Genomic DNA, 16,985 nt, shown 5'->3' with positions numbered 1-16,985 from the left:
AAGACAGGAAGCGATTATGCAACTCAACGATATGACTCTGTTTCGCCAGCAGGCGCTGATTGATGGTCAGTGGCGCGATGCGCCCAACGGCGACGTGATTGCGGTGACCAACCCGGCCAACGGCGAGCAGCTCGGCAGCGTGCCGAAAATGGGCGCCGACGAAACCCGACAAGCGATCGAGGCCGCTAACCGCGCCCTTCCCGCCTGGCGTGCCCTCACCGCCAAAGAGCGGGCGAACATTCTGCGCCGCTGGTTCGATCTTATGATGGAGAATCAGGACGATCTCGCTCGTCTGATGACCCTCGAGCAGGGGAAACCGCTGGCGGAAGCCAAAGGTGAAATCAGCTACGCCGCCTCCTTTATTGAGTGGTTCGCCGAAGAAGGTAAGCGCATTTACGGCGACACCATTCCTGGCCACCAGGCCGACAAGCGCCTGCTGGTGATTAAGCAGCCCATCGGCGTTACCGCCGCCATCACCCCGTGGAACTTCCCGGCGGCGATGATCACCCGCAAAGCGGGCCCGGCGCTGGCTGCGGGCTGCACCATGGTCCTGAAACCGGCCAGCCAGACGCCGTTTTCCGCGCTGGCGCTGGCCGAACTGGCCAATCGCGCCGGGATCCCCGCCGGGGTGTTCAACGTGGTCACCGGCTCAGCCGGCGCGGTCGGCGGCGAACTGACCAGTAACCCGCTGGTGCGCAAGCTCTCCTTTACCGGCTCGACCGAGATTGGCCGCCAGCTGATGGAGCAGTGCGCGAAAGACATCAAAAAAGTCTCCCTGGAGCTGGGCGGCAACGCGCCGTTTATCGTCTTCGACGATGCCGACCTCGACAAAGCCGTCGAGGGGGCGCTGGCGTCGAAGTTCCGCAACGCCGGGCAGACCTGCGTTTGCGCCAACCGCCTGTACGTCCAGGACGGGGTATATGAACGTTTCGCCGAGAAGCTGCAGCAGGCGGTGGAAAAACTGCGCATTGGCGACGGCCTGCAGGACGGGGTCACCACCGGCCCGCTGATCGACGAGAAAGCCGTCGCCAAAGTTGAAGAACACATTGCCGACGCCATCGCCAAAGGCGCGAAGGTGGTCACCGGCGGCAAACCGCACGCCCTGGGCGGCAACTTCTTCCAGCCGACCATCCTGGTCAACGTTCCCGACAGCGCCAAAGTGGCGAAAGAGGAGACCTTCGGCCCGCTGGCCCCGCTGTTCCGCTTTAAAGATGAAGCCGACGTCATTGCCCAGGCCAACGATACCGAGTTCGGCCTCGCCGCCTATTTCTACGCCCGCGATCTGAGCCGCGTTTTCCGCGTCGGCGAAGCGCTGGAGTACGGCATCATCGGCATCAATACCGGCATTATCTCCACCGAAGTCGCCCCGTTCGGCGGCGTTAAGGCCTCCGGCCTCGGCCGCGAAGGGTCGAAGTACGGTATCGAAGACTACTTAGAAATCAAATACATGTGTATTGGCCTTTAACAGGAGTGTCGGATGAACAGCAATAAAGCATTAATGGCGCGTCGCAGCGACGCGGTCCCGCGCGGCGTCGGCCAGATCCATCCTATCTTCGCCGAGCGCGCGGAGAACTGCCGGGTGTGGGACGTCGAAGGGCGGGAATATCTCGATTTTGCCGGCGGTATCGCGGTGCTCAATACCGGCCACCTGCATCCGCAGATTGTCGCCGCCGTGGAGGACCAGCTGAAAAAGCTGTCCCATACCTGCTTCCAGGTGCTGGCCTACGAGCCCTACCTGGCGCTGTGCGAAAAGATGAACCAGAAGGTGCCAGGTGATTTCGCCAAGAAAACCCTGCTGGTCACCACCGGGTCGGAAGCGGTGGAGAACGCGGTGAAGATCGCCCGCGCGGCAACCGGGCGCAGCGGCGCTATCGCCTTCACCGGCGCCTATCACGGCCGTACCCACTACACCCTGTCGCTGACCGGTAAAGTGAATCCTTACTCCGCCGGTATGGGCTTAATGCCGGGCCACGTCTATCGCGCCCTATACCCGTGCGCGCTGCACGGCGTCAGCGATGACGAGGCGATCGCCAGCATCCATCGCATCTTCAAAAACGATGCCGCGCCGGAAGATATCGCCGCCATCATTATCGAGCCGGTGCAGGGTGAAGGCGGATTCTATGCCGCCTCCCCGGCCTTTATGCAGCGCCTGCGCGCCCTGTGCGACGAGCACGGCATTATGCTCATCGCCGATGAGGTTCAGAGCGGCGCGGGCCGCACCGGTACCCTGTTCGCCATGGAGCAGATGGGCGTCGCGGCGGATATCACCACCTTCGCCAAATCCATCGCCGGCGGTTTCCCGCTGGCGGGCGTCACCGGCCGTGCGGAGGTGATGGACGCCATCGCCCCCGGCGGACTGGGCGGCACCTACGCCGGCAACCCCATCGCCTGCGCCGCCGCCCTGGCGGTATTGCAGATTTTCGAGCAGGAAAACCTGCTGGAAAAAGCCAACCAGCTCGGTGATACCCTGCGCCAGGGCCTGCTGGCGATCGCTGAAAATCATCCGGAGATCGGCGATGTCCGCGGTCTGGGAGCGATGATCGCCATCGAGCTGTTTGAAGAAGGCGACCACAGCAGACCGAATGCAAGACTCACGGCGGATATCGTCGCCCGCGCGCGCGACAAAGGCCTGATCCTGCTCTCCTGCGGGCCGTACTACAACGTACTGCGCATCCTGGTGCCACTGACCATCGAAGAGGCGCAGATCGAGCAGGGGCTGAAGATCATCGCCGACTGCTTTACCGAGGCGAAACAGGCATAAAACAACAGATATGCGGAAACGAAGTACGTTAGTAAGGGAATGAAGACGAGACCTGCAAAACAATAATTATACGCGTGCCCCGGCGCGGGAATGTCGGGGTGCTCTCCCAGGTGACACACTTCGAGAGGGTAAATGATGGGGCAACTGTCGCAATCACAGGATTTAGGGGCGGGACTGAAGTCGCGCCACGTCACAATGTTATCTATCGCCGGGGTGATCGGCGCGAGTTTATTTGTCGGATCCAGCGTCGCCATTGCCGAGGCGGGCCCGGCAGTGCTGCTGGCCTATCTGTTTGCCGGGCTGCTGGTGGTGATGATTATGCGTATGCTGGCCGAAATGGCGGTCGCCACGCCGGATACCGGCTCCTTTTCCACCTATGCTGATAAAGCCATCGGCCGCTGGGCGGGGTATACCATCGGCTGGCTGTACTGGTGGTTTTGGGTCCTGGTTATTCCGCTGGAAGCCAATATCGCGGCGATTATTTTGCATTCATGGGTGCCGGGCGTCCCGGTGTGGTTGTTCTCCCTGGTCATCACCCTCGCCCTCACCGGCAGTAACCTGCTGAGCGTCAAAAACTACGGCGAATTCGAGTTCTGGCTGGCGCTGTGCAAAGTGGTCGCTATTCTGGCGTTTATCGTACTGGGCGCGGTCGCCATTACCGGTTTTTATCCCTATGCCGAGGTGAGCGGCATTTCGCGGCTGTGGGATCACGGCGGCTTTATGCCCAACGGCTTCGGCGCGGTGCTCAGCGCGATGCTGATCACCATGTTCTCGTTTATGGGCGCGGAGATTGTCACCATTGCCGCCGCCGAATCAGAAACTCCGGATAAACATATCGTGCGCGCCACCAACTCGGTGATCTGGCGTATCTCTATTTTTTATCTGTGCTCGATCTTTATCGTCGTCGCCCTCATCCCGTGGAATATGCCGGGGCTGAAGAGCATCGGCTCCTACCGCTCGGTGCTCGAGCTGCTGCATATTCCCTATGCCAAGCTGATTATGGACGGCGTGATCCTCCTGTCGGTCACCAGCTGTCTGAACTCGGCGCTGTATACCGCTTCGCGGATGCTCTACTCCCTGAGCCGCCGCGGCGATGCGCCGGCCATCATGGGGCGGACCAACCGCAGCAAAACGCCGTACGTGGCGGTGCTGCTCTCCACCGGCGCGGCATTCCTCACCGTGGTGGTGAACTACTACGCGCCTGCCAAGGTGTTTAAATTCCTCATCGACAGCTCCGGCGCCATCGCCCTGCTGGTCTATCTGGTGATCGCCGTTTCGCAACTGCGGATGCGCAAAATCCTTCAGGCGCAAGGCGGCGAGATCCGTCTCAGAATGTGGCTCTATCCGTATCTGACCTGGCTGGTGATCGCCTTTATCACCTTCGTGTTGGTGGTGATGCTGTTCCGTCCGGCGCAGCAGCTGGAGGTGATCTCTACCGGCCTGTTAGCATTGGGAATTATTTGTACGGTACCGATTATGTCGCGCTGGAAAAAGCTGGTATTGTGGCAAAAACTGCCGCTGCAAAATACGCGTTAACCCTCTTCCCGGCGCCCGCCGGGAAGAGTCTTCAGGAGTAAGAACATGACCGCCATTTCCCAGGCGACGGCCATTGACGGGTACCGTTGGTTAAAAAACGACATCATCCGCGGGGTCTACCAACCCGATGAGAAGCTGCGGATGAGCCTGTTGACCTCGCGCTATGCCCTGGGGGTCGGTCCGCTGCGCGAGGCGCTTTCGCAGCTGGTGGCCGAGCGGTTGGTGACGGTGGTCAATCAGAAAGGCTATCGGGTAGCGCCCATGTCGGAACAGGAGCTTCTCGATATCTTCGACGCGCGCGCCAACATGGAAGCCATGCTGGTGCGCCTCGCTATTGAGCGCGGCGGCGATGAGTGGGAAGCCGAGCTGCTGGCCCGCGCCCATCTGCTCAACAAGCTGGAGTCGTGCGAAGCGAGTGAGCACTTACTCGATGAATGGGACCAGCGCCATCAGGCATTTCATACCGCCATCGTCGCCGGCTGCGGTTCGCAGTATCTGCTGCAGATGCGCGAACGGCTGTTCGACCTGGCGGCCCGCTACCGCTTCATCTGGCTGCGCACCACTGTGCTGTCGGTGGAGATGCTGGAAGATAAGCATGTCCAGCATCAGACTCTGGTGGACGCTATTCTGGCGCGCGACGCTGAACAGGCCAGCGCGCTGATGCGCGAGCACTTACTGACTCCGATCCCGATTATTCAGCAGGCGATGGCCGACAAGCTGCAGCCGCAGGTAGTGTGAGTCAGGCGGTGGAGATTGCTACTCTGGCCGCAGCCAGGAAGGTTTCACTTTCTCAACCGACGTTCCTGGATTGCATAAACATTGGAATATGCCCCATAAATAGTGCAAAACAGTGCAATATCCATGGTTATTTTATTCATTGATAAATCTATATATTTTTAACTATCACGTCGACAACCTATAACATTTCATCTATAGTTACAGGAAGTTTATTCAAAATCATGTCAATAAATAATTTTTCTATATCTCAACTAAATATTAAGAAAACGTTATTTAATTGGCGATAAAATGAGCGAAAAATGACAGATAGCAAAATTAAAATTTATAGCACACGCTATAGCAACTTAATGAAATTGCTGGATTTTTTCTCCGTTAACATCTTTATCTACGTCTATCTTCTCGTTCTTAACCTTGTTCCTACCCCTTCTTCTATATTACTTGGGATTATTTATTCATTAATATTTATACGTACCAACGAGTATTTTCAGCTCTATTCTGGACAAATGAAAGGTAGATACTTGTCCATTCTCGTGAAGCTGTTTATAAGCGCGTGTCTGGGAGGCTTGCTATCTTTCCTATTGATCGTTATCGCTGAACAACTTGCCAGTCGCCCCCTGTCGATTCACCACCTGGTATTAGCCAAAACCATTGCACTGTGCTCGGTTGCTGTTTTCATCAGCATGTTTTTCATCCGTGTTGTGACCAGTCGCTATTTCTTTAAGAGCAAACGCAGGGTCGCCATTCTGGGCATAACGCCAGCAGGGCTGGCTATCCTGCAGGAATTGCATAAAGAATTCTCAGCTGAAGGTATCGACATTCGTTTCTATGAGGACCGGGCGGTGCAACGCGACAGCCGCCTTATCAATATTGATAAGGCGGGTAACTCACGAGATCTGCTGGCGCTGGCAAAAAAAGGTGAGGTAGATGAAGTTTACATTGCGCTGCCAATGGTGGCCCAACAGCGTATTCGCCAGTTTTTGAACGAATTTTCCGATACCACGGTGGATGTTTTTCTGGTGCCGGATCTTTTCTCGTACAGTGCACACATTTCCCAGTTACGCATGTTTGGCAACATTCAAACTATCAGTATTTTCACCTCACCGTTTGAAGGTGAAGGCGCGGTACTCAAGCGTATTGAAGATATTATTCTTGGTCTCTTTTTTACCTTGCTTAGCCTTCCGGTGATGCTGTTTGTGGCGATAGGTATTAAGCTCACTTCGCCAGGACCAGTGTTGTTTAAACAAAACCGCTACGGTCTCAACGGTAAACAGATCCAGGTGTGGAAATTTCGAACCATGCGGGTGATGGAGAACAGCGCGGTGGTCACGCAAGCCACGCGTAACGATCCACGAATCACCAAATTCGGCGCTTTTTTGCGGAAAACCTCACTTGATGAACTGCCCCAGTTTATTAATGTCCTGCAAGGACGAATGTCTATTGTCGGCCCGCGTCCACATGCCGTCGCACATAACGAGCAGTATCGCGTACTCGTCGAGAACTACATGATTCGCCATAAAGTTAAGCCTGGCATTACCGGGCTGGCGCAAATTAATGGTTTTCGCGGCGAAACAGATACACTCGATAAAATGGAAAAACGTATCCAGTTTGATCTGCAATATATTCAGTCGTGGTCACTGTTACTGGATTTAAAAATCATCTTTCTGACTTTCTTCCGTGGCTTTGTGGGCAAAAATGCGTTCTAAAGGGGTGGCTCTAACGGTGTTGCTTTATATACCCTGGGTCCATGCCGACCTGCAGGGGAAAGCGCATACCGGTATTGCTGGTATCGATTTCGAGAGCCAGCTAGGCTATGACATCGGTTACAACGACAACGTGACCTGGCAGCGCTATGGCCAGAATAGAATAGGATCCAGCTACCAGAACATAAAGCCGATCGTTAAAGCCATTGGTGAACGCTATGAAGACCGCTATCTGCTGATGTACTCCGGCGATTACCGCAACTATGCCAACGATAGCGCGGATAATCGTAATAACCATTTTTTTATGTTCAATGGCAAATGGCGCTTCGGCAAAATGCATGGCCTCTCGCTGGATCTTGATGAGACGTTAGGCCACGAAGAACGCGGTCAGGATACGACCGAAGGCTTTTTGCCCGAGCAGTTTAAAGAGTTTGGTATCAAAAAACCTATCGGCACCCGTTTTTTCAACAGCGAGCTACGCTACAGCTATGGCGCCCCGGAGGGACGCGGTAAAGTGGAGGTCGCGTTACTGCGTAAGCAGTTGCGCTTTCGCGACCTTGATAGTATTAAAGCGGCCAGCGATGACTTTGATTACTACATGCACGACCAGGAATGGAATGAAAACAGCCTGGTGGCAGAGCTGTTCGATCAGAAAGCGAAAACGCTGCGCTACCGCTATAGCTTTATCACAAACCAGCGCCGTTACGAGCTCAACCCGCTAAAAGACAGCAATGAATATTATCTACTGTTTGGCATGAAAAACCGCCTGTCGGGAAAAACCGAGATCAATGGTAACGTTGCCTGGCTGTACAAAGACTTTATCCATAACCCGGACTCCCAGGGTTTCAACGGCCTGAACTGGGATATCACCGCCGACTGGAAACCGCTGGAGCAGATGAAGTTTAACTTACACAGCTCGCAGCGCATTAAGGATCCGACCGACTCCGGGGGCTACATTCTGGTATCTAATTTTGGCGTTGGCTATGAACATCACTGGCTGGTGGATCGATTCTCAACCCTGGTCGATTATTCATATATCACTGAAGACTATAAGCATCAGAGCAATAAACGCAAAGACCAGAGCAATCTTCTGTCGCTGACTTTTAACTACGATTTCCGTCCCTCGATTAACTTTAAGCTGAAGCTGCAGTGGAACACCATGCATTCAAATAAAGATACGGACACTTTTTATATTGGCCCTGACTACTCGCATGCGGTTGACCGCACCCTGGGCTACGACGATTCGGCCATTATTTTTATGACGCAGGTACAGATATGATCCTTTTCAATAAAAAACTGGCGATGCTTCCGCTGCTTGCACTACTGCTGGCTGGCTGCTCCACGCCGCCGCAGACGATCAAAACGCCACCGGACGCTGTCTATCTTCTCGACCAGGGCGATGAAATCAATATTGCCGTTTCCGGGGAGCAGGATCTGACCATGCGGGTAAAAATAGACAACAGCGGCAGCATTGATTACCCCTATATCGGATCGCTGCTGTTAAAAGGCAAAACGCCTGAACAGGTGAGCAATGAAATCGCCGATAAGCTGCGCGGCAATTATCTGCAGGCGCCGATGGTCACCGTGAGCATCGCTGAATACCGCAAGATTTATTTACTGGGGGAAGTGAAAAAACCCGACGGCTACGCCTGGGAGCCGGGATTAACGGCGGAAAAGGCCATCGCCCTGGCGGGTGGTTTCACCGATCGCGCCGACCGTCATGATATTCGTATTCGACAGGCCCGCGGCGGTAAGCTGTTGGAAAACGTCGCCGCCGACTCCTCCGTTCAGGCTGGAGACACTATCATTATTGGCATGAGTTTCTTCTGATATGGCAATTTCATTGGTCGAAAATGCAAAAAAGAAAGAGGGCTTTATCGACTTTGCGCCCTATTTCAACAAAATTAAGCACAAGCTGATCTGGTGCCTGGTAGTGGTTATTGTTGCCGCGGTGGCATCATTTATCCTGACGCGCTTTATGTCCTCAAGCTATACAGCGACTGCTACCGTGCTGTTTAAAGCGCAATCACAAGACATTTCTCCCCTTCCGCGGCTTGAAAACTACGACTCCACGCGTAGCGATTACTATGAAACCAAGTACGCGCTCATGGGTTCACGAGTAGTACTTGATGCCGCCGTGCGCAAATTAAAGCTGTATCAGGACGCGGAATTTAACGGCGGTGATAAGCTCGACGAAGCCACACGCATCCATAATGCCATTCAGGCGCTGGAAAGAGGCCTGACAATATCGGGGGTGCGTACTACCCAACTGGTATCCGTGTCAATGGAAGCAAAATCGCCGCAAAAGGCTGCCGATATCGCCAACGGCGTTGCCCAGGCCTTTATCGATTACAGCCTACAACAGAAGCAAAACACCTTGCTTCAGGCCCAGGGCTGGAACGAAAAAATGATGGACGACCTTAAGCACAAAATGGATCAGCAAAAGGCGGACATCGACAACTTCCTTAAGCAGAATGGATTGCTGACGTTCCGCAGCATGGATGGCTATGAGACCGAGCGCATGGGAATCGTCATTAACCATCTTGCCGACGCCACCCAGCGTCGCCTGAAGGCTCAGACGGTGTGGGATAAAGTTCGTCGCGAGCAGGGTAAACCAGTAGAGCAGATTATCTCACTGCCGGAAATATCCGGGCACCCACAAATACAGGACTTACGGATTGCGCTTATTCAGACCCGGCGTAATCTTTCTGAAGCGGCTAAGCATTATGGGCCGCAACATCCAAAATATTTGCAGGCTCAAGCCCAGTTGCAGGCGGTCAACATACAGCTAGGCCAGGTACTGGGGGAGCTTTTTAACGGCCTGCGCCAGCAGTATCAAATCGCTCTCGACGATGAGCAGCATTACCAGAAAATGCTTAACGACCAGAAGGCGAACTTTCAGGCACTTGGTGCTAAGCGCGACCAGTATAACACTATGACCACCGCGCTGAATAAAACTGAAGAGTTGTATAAATCCCTGTATCAGCGCGCCAACGAACAGAAATTATCAGAGAGTTTTTCAGTGCCGGATGAGGTCATTTATGACGCCGCGGTGCCGCCGGACCGCCCCTCAAAACCACAGCGTGGTTTGCTGATCGTGATGATCACCATGATGGCCCTCGCGCTGTATATCATGTACCTGATCGTCAGTACCGCCCTGGATAAATCAGTCAACAGCCTCAGCGAGCTGAAAGCGAAAACTGGGCTCAAAGCCAGTGGAGAATTCCCGCGTCTGACGCAACTGGAGAGTGTGAAGCAGGTTTCCCATAACGTCCTTTATGCCGACATGATCCACAGCCTGCGGCTGGCATTGCTTAATCAGCGCGACAAACCCGCTACCATTCTGGTGACCTCGGTGCAATCTCAGTCCGGCAGTTCGCTTATCTCAGAACTTCTCGCCTGGTCTGCCAGTAAATCGCGTAAAACGCTGCTGATTGATCTCGACTATCAAACTGCTCAGGGCCTGTCCGCGAAGTATCCGCAGCACAAAAAAGGCTTCAGCCAGCTGCTCAATAATTGTTGTACGCCAGAACAGGCAATCGTCAAGCTCGATGAGCAACTGGATTTTATGCCGCGCGGCGATCTTCAGGAATCATCGCTGCTGCTGCTGACCGCCCAGCGCTTGCCTGATCTACTGGCCAATCTGCATCAGAGTTACGATACGCTGATCATCGACACCCCGGCACTCAGCCAGGCACAGGATAGCTTGCTGCTGGCGGCGCAGAGCGATATCTGTCTGCTGGTAGTGAAAGCCGGCGAGCAGGCGGCACGCATCCGCGAAGCGGAGCATCGTCTGCAAGGTACAGGCGAGCTCCTGGTGGCGAGCGTACTCAACCAGGTTCAGGAAGAGCAGCTGGAAACGCAGGAAGGAAAGCGTCTGCTCGATCGCCAGATGCGCGAACTCATTTCCCCGAAATAGCGCCTATGAATCTGATTAAGAGTATTTCATCCATCGCCAGCTCATCAGTGCTTTCGCAGCTGATTGGCGCCTTTTCGGTCTGGCTTATCTCGCATCGTTATGGAATGGCGGAAGTCGGTCATTACGCGATGATCTATAGCAATGTGCTGATCGGCGCACAGGTCTGTACCTTTGCTTCGCAGCTATTGATTCCTCGCCAGGAGGATCATGAACTGGAGCAAAACGTGGTATTTTGCCTGCTGCAAAGCTTGCTGATGGCGATCCCGTGGGCGGTGATTACCGGGCTCATTTTTGACCTCAATATCGCCTTTCTCTATTTGCTCACCTTTGGCTATGCGCTGGTTCTGGTGGCGGAAAACCTTTCCCTGCGCGGCGGCAACTATCCTTTCCTCACCTTCCAGCGCATTGCGGTGTCGCTGGTGGTCGCCATCGCGCTGCTGGTGATGCCGAACCCTACGCTGTTTTATCTGGCGTGGATGGTCGGGATCCTGCTGCTGCTGGTCGCCTGCCTGGTTCGCCTGTTCAACTTTCGCAGCTTAACGTTGCACCACTTTTCACCTGCAGTGAATCTGCGTTTTTTACGCGAGCACTGGCAGCATATCAGCCGCGTCGGCAGCGCCGAGGTGCTGGCGATGGCCAGTAATAATCTGCCGACAATGCTGATTAACGTCTGGTTCTCGCCGCTGGTCGCCGGATACTTTTCGGTGGTCAGCCGTTTCTGCCTGTCGCCGGTGATGATTATCGGCAACGCTGTGCGTAACTCCATCTTCTCTAAATGGTCGATGGATTTCCGCAACCACACCTTTAACTATCCGGAATATAAAAAGGTTCGCCTGCTGCTGCTGGGCGCCGCCGCGGTATGCATCCTTGGCATCTGGATTTTCTATCCGCTGGTAATGCGCCTTGGCTTTAGTGAGGAGTGGCTGAATTCGATTCCCACCTCGCGCTACATGCTACCTTATCTGTTCGCGGCGCTGGCGGTCAGCCCGCTCACGGTGATCGAACTGATCTTTGGTTCCCGCCGCTATTTCCTGCGCATTCAGATTGAGCAGTTACTCATTATCGTCATCGCCTTTATCGCCTTGCCGTACTTTGGCGTCACTTATGAAATCGCCCTGTTGACGTTCTCGTTCCTGACCTTCGCGCGGTACTTATTCATTTTGCTAAAAATGAATCAGCGGGCGAAAACGCTTTCTTTACAGGAGCAGAAAATATGCAGCTAAACACCGGCCGCTATCTTGAAGCCTATGCCCTGATGACGCTGGTGTTCTGCGGTACGGTCCAGTATTTCACCGGTATCTCGGCTGTGCTGTGGCTGCCATTTTTTCTGGTACTGGTGATGGCGGTACTGCTCCTGATGCAGAGCCGACAGCACCCCTTGGTCCTCACAGGACGTGAAAAGCTGATTCTGGCGCTATATCTCACCTTTATCCTTCTCGGACTGGTTTCAACGGTGCTGCAGTCAGGGATCGTGACTGCCATCGTCGGCTTTAAAAACGAGCTGGCGCTATCGCTGTTAATGTTCTGCATGCTGCTGGGCATGTTTAGCGAATCACAGCTGTACCGTTTGACCCGGCTTTTCTACTGGATTTACTACGTGCAGATCCCGGTCGCTATTTATCAGGTGATTTTCGTCGTGCCTAAACGAGTGGCGTTTCGCGGCGAAGATGAGAAGTGGGACTCGGTGGTCGGCACTTTTGGCGGTGATCCGATGGGCGGTGGCAACACCGCAGCGATGGGCATGTTCTGCCTGTTAATCATGCTGCTGAAAGTGTCGGAATTTAAGCACGGCATCTGTTCATTAAAATCGCTGGTGATTCACATCGCACTCGGGTTCTTCCTTTGCGTGGTCGGCGAAGTGAAATTCGTCATCCTGTTGTCACCGTTCCTGCTGGCTCTGCTGTGGATCCTGCCCGGCTACGTCAGCGGCGTGAGTAAAGTCAGCCTGCGATCGCTATTGATCATCGCCGCCGGCATGGCGCTGTTGATTTTTGTCGCTATCACCGTGCTGGCCTCAAACTACTCAGCGGCCTTCGGCGGCGACCCGACGAAAAGCGCGCTGTCGGTGTTTATCGATTCGCTAGGATACATTTTCGATACCAACTACATTATGCCAAGCGGCGAGCTGGGACGGTTCACCACCCTTTTCTTCTGGCTGCAGCATAACGAACTATTCGGCCCGGGCGGCATGCTGTTTGGTTACGGCCTTAACGCCACCAACAGCGGCAGCACCGTCTCGCCGGGCTATATCGGCGTCTGGTATCACCTGATCCTCGACTCCACCGCCCTAAGCATGCTGCTGTGGGAAGTGGGGATTATCGGCATCATTCTGTTCATTGGCACCATCGTCTCAATACTGGTCGCGATGCGGCCTAAAGAGACCTTTTCGCGCCACGATCTTAAGCTTGAGGATCTCCAGCTGCTTAGCTCAGCCCCGGCATTCTATGTCTTCGTCATTGGCTGCCTTCTCAGCCTGCCGTACAGCCAGATCCTGATGATCATTCCCATGCTACAGTTTTTATTATGGTTATCCCTTGGGGCGCTGATTGTCATCCACCGCGCTGTCCGTCTTAACTCCGGTACCCACTATGAATAAAACGCCATCCATTACCGTCAGCATCAAGACTCTGAACGAAGCGCAGGGCATCGAGAAAACGATCGATAGCGTGCGCAAACAGCTGCAACCGTATCCGCATCAAATTATCGTCGCCGACAGTTTATCAACGGATAACACCCGCGAACTGGCTATCGCGAAAGGCGCGATGGTGGTATGCCTGGATAACGCCGCCGACCGCTGCTGCGGTATCGGCCACCAACTGGGCTGGCTGTATAGTGAAGGCGATTATCTGCTGCTGCTGGATGGCGATATGGAGCTGGAACCGGGCTTTCTGGATACCGCGGTCGGATTTCTGGAGACACATCCCGAGTACGCAGGCGTCGCCGGCAGCGTCGAGATGGATGATGCCTCTAACTACGAGTTCAAATCGCGCAAGCAGCGCCTGCATCTGATCTATCCGCAAGGCGATACCGACCATCTGGGTGGCGGCGGCCTGTATCGCCGAGAAGCGATCGAGAAAATCGGCTACCTGACCAATCTCAACCTGCACGGCTACGAAGAAGCGGAGCTGGGAATTCGTTTGCAGGCGGCGGGTTACAAGCTGCATCGCCTGGCGGCGCCCTACTTCAGCCACGCCTCTTACACCATGCCGACCTTCAAAATGCTGGCCTACCGCTGGAAGAACGGTTTCCTGTGGGCTCCGGGCGAATTGCTGCGTAACTGCTGGGGGAAAGCCCATTTCCCGGCAGCGCTGCGGATTGTGCGTAATGAACTGATCTTCACTCTCTATCTTCTGGTTTTACTGGTCTGCCTGCTCACCTTTAACGGCAAAGTCATCGCCATTGCTTTGCTGCCGCTGCTGGCGTTTATCGGCCTGAAGGCCATTAAAAATAAATCGCTGCGCGATGGCGTGCAGAGCGCCATTAACTTATCGCTATTTTCTGCGGGGCTGCTGCGCGGGGTGATGAATTCAGTGCGCGATCCGATGAAACGCCCGGCGGTGACCGTCTCGAATCCACAGCATATTGATACTGAAAATGAAAATTCTCTTCGTTAACAAATTCTTCTTTATCAAAGGCGGCGCGGAAACCGTTTATTTTCAGGAGCGCGACGCGATGCTGCAAGCCGGCTACCAGGTGGTCGACTTCAGTATGCAGCACGCAGAAAATAAACCGTCGCCGTGGGAGGAATTTTTCGTCCATAACGTCGATTATCACGACAGTCACGGCCTGATGAGCAAAATCAAAGCCGGAGTAGACTTTATTTATAATGCCGAGGCCTGCGCAAAGCTCAACACCCTATTGCTGCGAGAGCGGCCGGACATTGTGCATTTTCATAATATCTATCACCAGCTTACGCCTGCCGTTATCGGCGTGGCGAAACGTTTTGGCTGCAAAACGGTACTCACCGCCCACGATTACAAAATCGTCTGTCCTTCGTACACCATGCTGCGCGATGGTCATGTCTGTGAAGAGTGCCTTACCGGGTCGGTGATCAACGCTTTTCGTCACCGCTGTCAGCAGGGCAACACCTTCAAAAGCCTGCTGTTGTCGCTGGAGGCCTACTGGCAGAAGTTCGCCAAAAATTACGCCATGCTCGACTGCATCATTGCCCCGAGCGAGTTTATGCGCCAGACACTGTTGCGTAAGCTGCCCAATGCCCGCATTGAGGTAATCGTCAACGGTATTGATGCCGACAGCACCGTACCCGGCGAAACCGCGGGCGACTATTTTCTCTATATTGGTCGCCTGAGTCGGGAAAAAGGCGTGCCGACGCTGGCGCAGGCACAGCAGAAAATGCAGGAGATGATGCCGCTGAAGATTGTCGGCGACGGCCCATTGGGCAAAGATCTGCGCACGCGTTTCAGTGGGCCACAATTCCTCGGCTACATGAAACACGGTGAGGAGCTGAATAACCTCATCCGTGGGGCCCGCGCGGTGGTCGTCCCCTCCGAATATTATGAAAACTGCTCTATGTCGGTGCTCGAAGCCATGGCTTTTGGTCGCCCGGTGATCGGCGGCAATATTGGCGGCATTCCGGAACAGATTCGTGATGGCGTCGACGGCTATCTGGTTGAACCCGGCAATAGCGACGCGCTGGCACAACTAATGGACAAACTGGCTGCAGACCCTGAGCTGGCTCGCAGAATGGGAATTAACGCCCGCCAGCGGCTGGAAGAAAAATATGATCTCGCCCGCCACATGCAGGTGCTGCAGGCGCTTTATCAGCAACTTGTCGGGGAGACAAAATGACTATCAAAGTAACGGTGTTAGGCACTCGCGGAATCCCTGATGTACAGGGGGGCGTCGAAACCCATTGCCAGAACTTATACCCGGAAATCTATCGCCAGGGCAGCACGGACATCTGCGTGATTGCCCGCTCGCCGTATGTGAATTACCGCCGCAGCGAATATCAGGGCGTCAAACTCAAAAGCCTGTGGGCGCCGAAAAGCCGTAAATTCGAGGCCATTATCCATTCTATGCTGGCGGCGTTCAGTACTTTATTTGATGGTTCGAACGTGGTGCACGTTCACGCCGTCGGCCCCGGTCTGGTGGTGCCGTTGCTTCGCTTGCTGGGAAAACGCGTCGTTTTTACCCATCATGGTCCAGATTACGATCGACAGAAATGGGGCCGGATGGCCAAAGAGATGCTGCGCCTTGGCGAAAAATGGGCGGTGAAATACGCCAATGAAGTGATCGTTATTTCCGAAGTTATCAATAATCTGATTAAGCACAAGCACGGCCGACATAACGCCCATGTTATCTACAACGGCGTGCGCCAGGTCGAACTGCCGCCTGCTAAACGGCAGGCGGCGATCCTCGATAAGTACGGTCTAAAACCGGGCCAGTATATTGTTGCCGTCGCCCGTTTTGTCGAAGAGAAAGGGCTGCACGATCTCGTTGCCGCCTATGCCGCCGCCGGGTGTTCGGTACCGCTGGTACTGATTGGCGATGCCGACCACGCCGATGAATATAGCGAACGCCTGAAAAAGCAGGCTGCTGCGACGCCAAACGTCATCCTCACCGGCTTTATCAGCGGCGCGCCGCTGCATACGCTGTTCTCGCAGGCCGGGCTATTCGTGCTGCCCTCTTATCATGAAGGATTGCCAATCGCATTGCTGGAAGCCATGTCGTGGTCGCTGCCAGTGGTGGTGAGCGACATTCCGGCCAACCTTGAAATAGGCCTGCCGCCAGCGGACTACTTCCCCGTGGGCAGCGTTCCGGCATTGACGCAAAAACTGCAACACTGGGTGGCGGGACAAAAAGCGGACTACAGCCAGTTTATGCCGAAGTACCGCTGGCCGGAAATTGCGGCACAAACCGCGCAAGTCTATCAGCGCTTAACGTAAGCAGGGTACTCGTGCCGAAATCTACATCTGAACTGGTGGTTGAGCGCTTCTATGCTGCGCTTGACGAGGAGGTGGAAACCTCATTAACCGCGGAGCAAAAACGCGGAATCGAACAGGCGCTGGTTCGCGCCAATCTGGCATCGCGCCATCGAATCGATTTTCGCCATAGCTTTCCGTTCCTGCATCGCCGCTATTTCGTGGTGTTTCTTTTTGGTCGGGATCTGCGCAAAGTCTCGCGCGAGAGCACCCTGTTCGGGCGCATCTTCGCGACCCTGCTGATTACGCTTGGCGTGGTGTTTGGCCTGCTGTCGATCCTGCTGGCGCTCTATATGCTGAAATCAGCATTAGGCATTGATGTGTTTAAGAATTTCCACGTCGGTATCTGGACGTGGTTTGTTAGTCTTCATGACCACATGACAAAGTGA

Annotated in this window: 14 protein-coding genes; all 14 read left to right on the top strand. The window is 54.5% G+C overall.

The features are described from left to right. Positions 1 to 16: 16 nt before the first annotated feature. The 14 genes from gabD (at position 17) to KHQ24_RS01855 (ending at position 16,985) form a co-directional block, all read left to right on the top strand. Positions 17 to 1,465 (top strand): NADP-dependent succinate-semialdehyde dehydrogenase, encoded by a 1,449-nt coding sequence (gene gabD, locus KHQ24_RS01920; RefSeq protein ID WP_043521477.1) that lies wholly within the window; start codon positions 17 to 19, stop codon positions 1,463 to 1,465. A gap of 12 nt (positions 1,466 to 1,477) precedes the next feature. Continuing rightward, complete coding sequence (gabT, locus tag KHQ24_RS01915; RefSeq protein ID WP_043521478.1) at positions 1,478 to 2,761, top strand: 4-aminobutyrate--2-oxoglutarate transaminase; 1,284 nt, start codon at positions 1,478 to 1,480, stop codon at positions 2,759 to 2,761. A 135-nt stretch (positions 2,762 to 2,896) separates the two neighbouring features. Beyond that, entirely contained in the window at positions 2,897 to 4,297 is a 1,401-nt protein-coding gene (gene gabP, locus KHQ24_RS01910) for a GABA permease (RefSeq protein WP_043521498.1), read from the top strand. 45 nt (positions 4,298 to 4,342) lie between these two features. Further along, positions 4,343 to 5,035: a DNA-binding transcriptional regulator CsiR gene (gene csiR / locus KHQ24_RS01905; RefSeq protein WP_043521479.1), complete on the top strand. Its 693-nt coding sequence runs from the start codon at positions 4,343 to 4,345 to the stop codon at positions 5,033 to 5,035. A gap of 299 nt (positions 5,036 to 5,334) precedes the next feature. Further along, the gene (locus KHQ24_RS01900) at positions 5,335 to 6,738 is read left to right on the top strand and encodes an undecaprenyl-phosphate glucose phosphotransferase (protein WP_211777104.1); all 1,404 of its coding nucleotides are present in this window, start codon (positions 5,335 to 5,337) and stop codon (positions 6,736 to 6,738) included. After that, entirely contained in the window at positions 6,728 to 8,014 is a 1,287-nt protein-coding gene (locus KHQ24_RS01895) for an outer membrane beta-barrel protein (protein ID WP_032426060.1), read from the top strand. The genes KHQ24_RS01900 and KHQ24_RS01895 overlap by 11 nt, the downstream gene beginning before the upstream one ends. After that, the gene (locus KHQ24_RS01890) at positions 8,011 to 8,565 is read left to right on the top strand and encodes a polysaccharide biosynthesis/export family protein (protein WP_032455595.1); all 555 of its coding nucleotides are present in this window, start codon (positions 8,011 to 8,013) and stop codon (positions 8,563 to 8,565) included. The genes KHQ24_RS01895 and KHQ24_RS01890 overlap by 4 nt, the downstream gene beginning before the upstream one ends. Before the next feature lies 1 nt (position 8,566). After that, positions 8,567 to 10,654 carry a GumC family protein gene (locus KHQ24_RS01885; protein WP_211777103.1) on the top strand — a complete coding sequence of 696 codons (2,088 nt, stop codon included), beginning with the start codon at positions 8,567 to 8,569 and terminating at the stop codon, positions 10,652 to 10,654. A 5-nt stretch (positions 10,655 to 10,659) separates the two neighbouring features. Continuing rightward, positions 10,660 to 11,877, top strand: coding sequence for a lipopolysaccharide biosynthesis protein (locus tag KHQ24_RS01880; protein WP_004204652.1), 1,218 nt, complete (start codon positions 10,660 to 10,662; stop codon positions 11,875 to 11,877). Next, complete coding sequence (locus KHQ24_RS01875; RefSeq protein ID WP_023319798.1) at positions 11,868 to 13,250, top strand: hypothetical protein; 1,383 nt, start codon at positions 11,868 to 11,870, stop codon at positions 13,248 to 13,250. Before KHQ24_RS01880 ends, KHQ24_RS01875 begins: the two co-directional genes overlap by 10 nt. After that, positions 13,243 to 14,268, top strand: coding sequence for a glycosyltransferase family 2 protein (locus KHQ24_RS01870; protein WP_004204650.1), 1,026 nt, complete (start codon positions 13,243 to 13,245; stop codon positions 14,266 to 14,268). The genes KHQ24_RS01875 and KHQ24_RS01870 overlap by 8 nt, the downstream gene beginning before the upstream one ends. Then, a complete protein-coding gene (locus KHQ24_RS01865; protein ID WP_109882642.1) occupies positions 14,249 to 15,463 on the top strand; it encodes a glycosyltransferase family 4 protein in 1,215 nt (404 codons plus the stop codon). The genes KHQ24_RS01870 and KHQ24_RS01865 overlap by 20 nt, the downstream gene beginning before the upstream one ends. Then, positions 15,460 to 16,560, top strand: a complete 1,101-nt coding sequence (locus KHQ24_RS01860; RefSeq protein ID WP_192080595.1) for a glycosyltransferase family 4 protein — start codon at positions 15,460 to 15,462, stop codon at positions 16,558 to 16,560. The genes KHQ24_RS01865 and KHQ24_RS01860 overlap by 4 nt, the downstream gene beginning before the upstream one ends. An 11-nt stretch (positions 16,561 to 16,571) precedes the next feature. After that, a complete protein-coding gene (locus KHQ24_RS01855) occupies positions 16,572 to 16,985 on the top strand; it encodes a hypothetical protein (protein WP_023319795.1) in 414 nt (137 codons plus the stop codon).

It is taken from the genome of Klebsiella sp. 54 (assembly GCF_018223875.1).
In the GTDB taxonomy this organism is placed as follows: Bacteria; Pseudomonadota; Gammaproteobacteria; order Enterobacterales; family Enterobacteriaceae; genus Klebsiella; species Klebsiella quasipneumoniae.
The sequence above is the reverse complement of the archived record's forward strand: the minus strand, read 5'-3'. Positions and strand labels throughout refer to the sequence as shown.

Bases quoted from the DNA above. Each gene is read 5' to 3' on its own strand.
- gabD (WP_043521477.1), top strand. From the start codon at position 17: ATGCAACTCAACGATATGACTCTGTTTCGCCAGCAGGCGCTGATTGAT.
- gabT (WP_043521478.1), top strand. From the start codon at position 1,478: ATGAACAGCAATAAAGCATTAATGGCGCGTCGCAGCGACGCGGTCCCG.
- gabP (WP_043521498.1), top strand. From the start codon at position 2,897: ATGGGGCAACTGTCGCAATCACAGGATTTAGGGGCGGGACTGAAGTCG.
- csiR (WP_043521479.1), top strand. From the start codon at position 4,343: ATGACCGCCATTTCCCAGGCGACGGCCATTGACGGGTACCGTTGGTTA.
- KHQ24_RS01900 (WP_211777104.1), top strand. From the start codon at position 5,335: ATGACAGATAGCAAAATTAAAATTTATAGCACACGCTATAGCAACTTA.
- KHQ24_RS01895 (WP_032426060.1), top strand. From the start codon at position 6,728: ATGCGTTCTAAAGGGGTGGCTCTAACGGTGTTGCTTTATATACCCTGG.
- KHQ24_RS01890 (WP_032455595.1), top strand. From the start codon at position 8,011: ATGATCCTTTTCAATAAAAAACTGGCGATGCTTCCGCTGCTTGCACTA.
- KHQ24_RS01885 (WP_211777103.1), top strand. From the start codon at position 8,567: ATGGCAATTTCATTGGTCGAAAATGCAAAAAAGAAAGAGGGCTTTATC.
- KHQ24_RS01880 (WP_004204652.1), top strand. From the start codon at position 10,660: ATGAATCTGATTAAGAGTATTTCATCCATCGCCAGCTCATCAGTGCTT.
- KHQ24_RS01875 (WP_023319798.1), top strand. From the start codon at position 11,868: ATGCAGCTAAACACCGGCCGCTATCTTGAAGCCTATGCCCTGATGACG.
- KHQ24_RS01870 (WP_004204650.1), top strand. From the start codon at position 13,243: ATGAATAAAACGCCATCCATTACCGTCAGCATCAAGACTCTGAACGAA.
- KHQ24_RS01865 (WP_109882642.1), top strand. From the start codon at position 14,249: ATGAAAATTCTCTTCGTTAACAAATTCTTCTTTATCAAAGGCGGCGCG.
- KHQ24_RS01860 (WP_192080595.1), top strand. From the start codon at position 15,460: ATGACTATCAAAGTAACGGTGTTAGGCACTCGCGGAATCCCTGATGTA.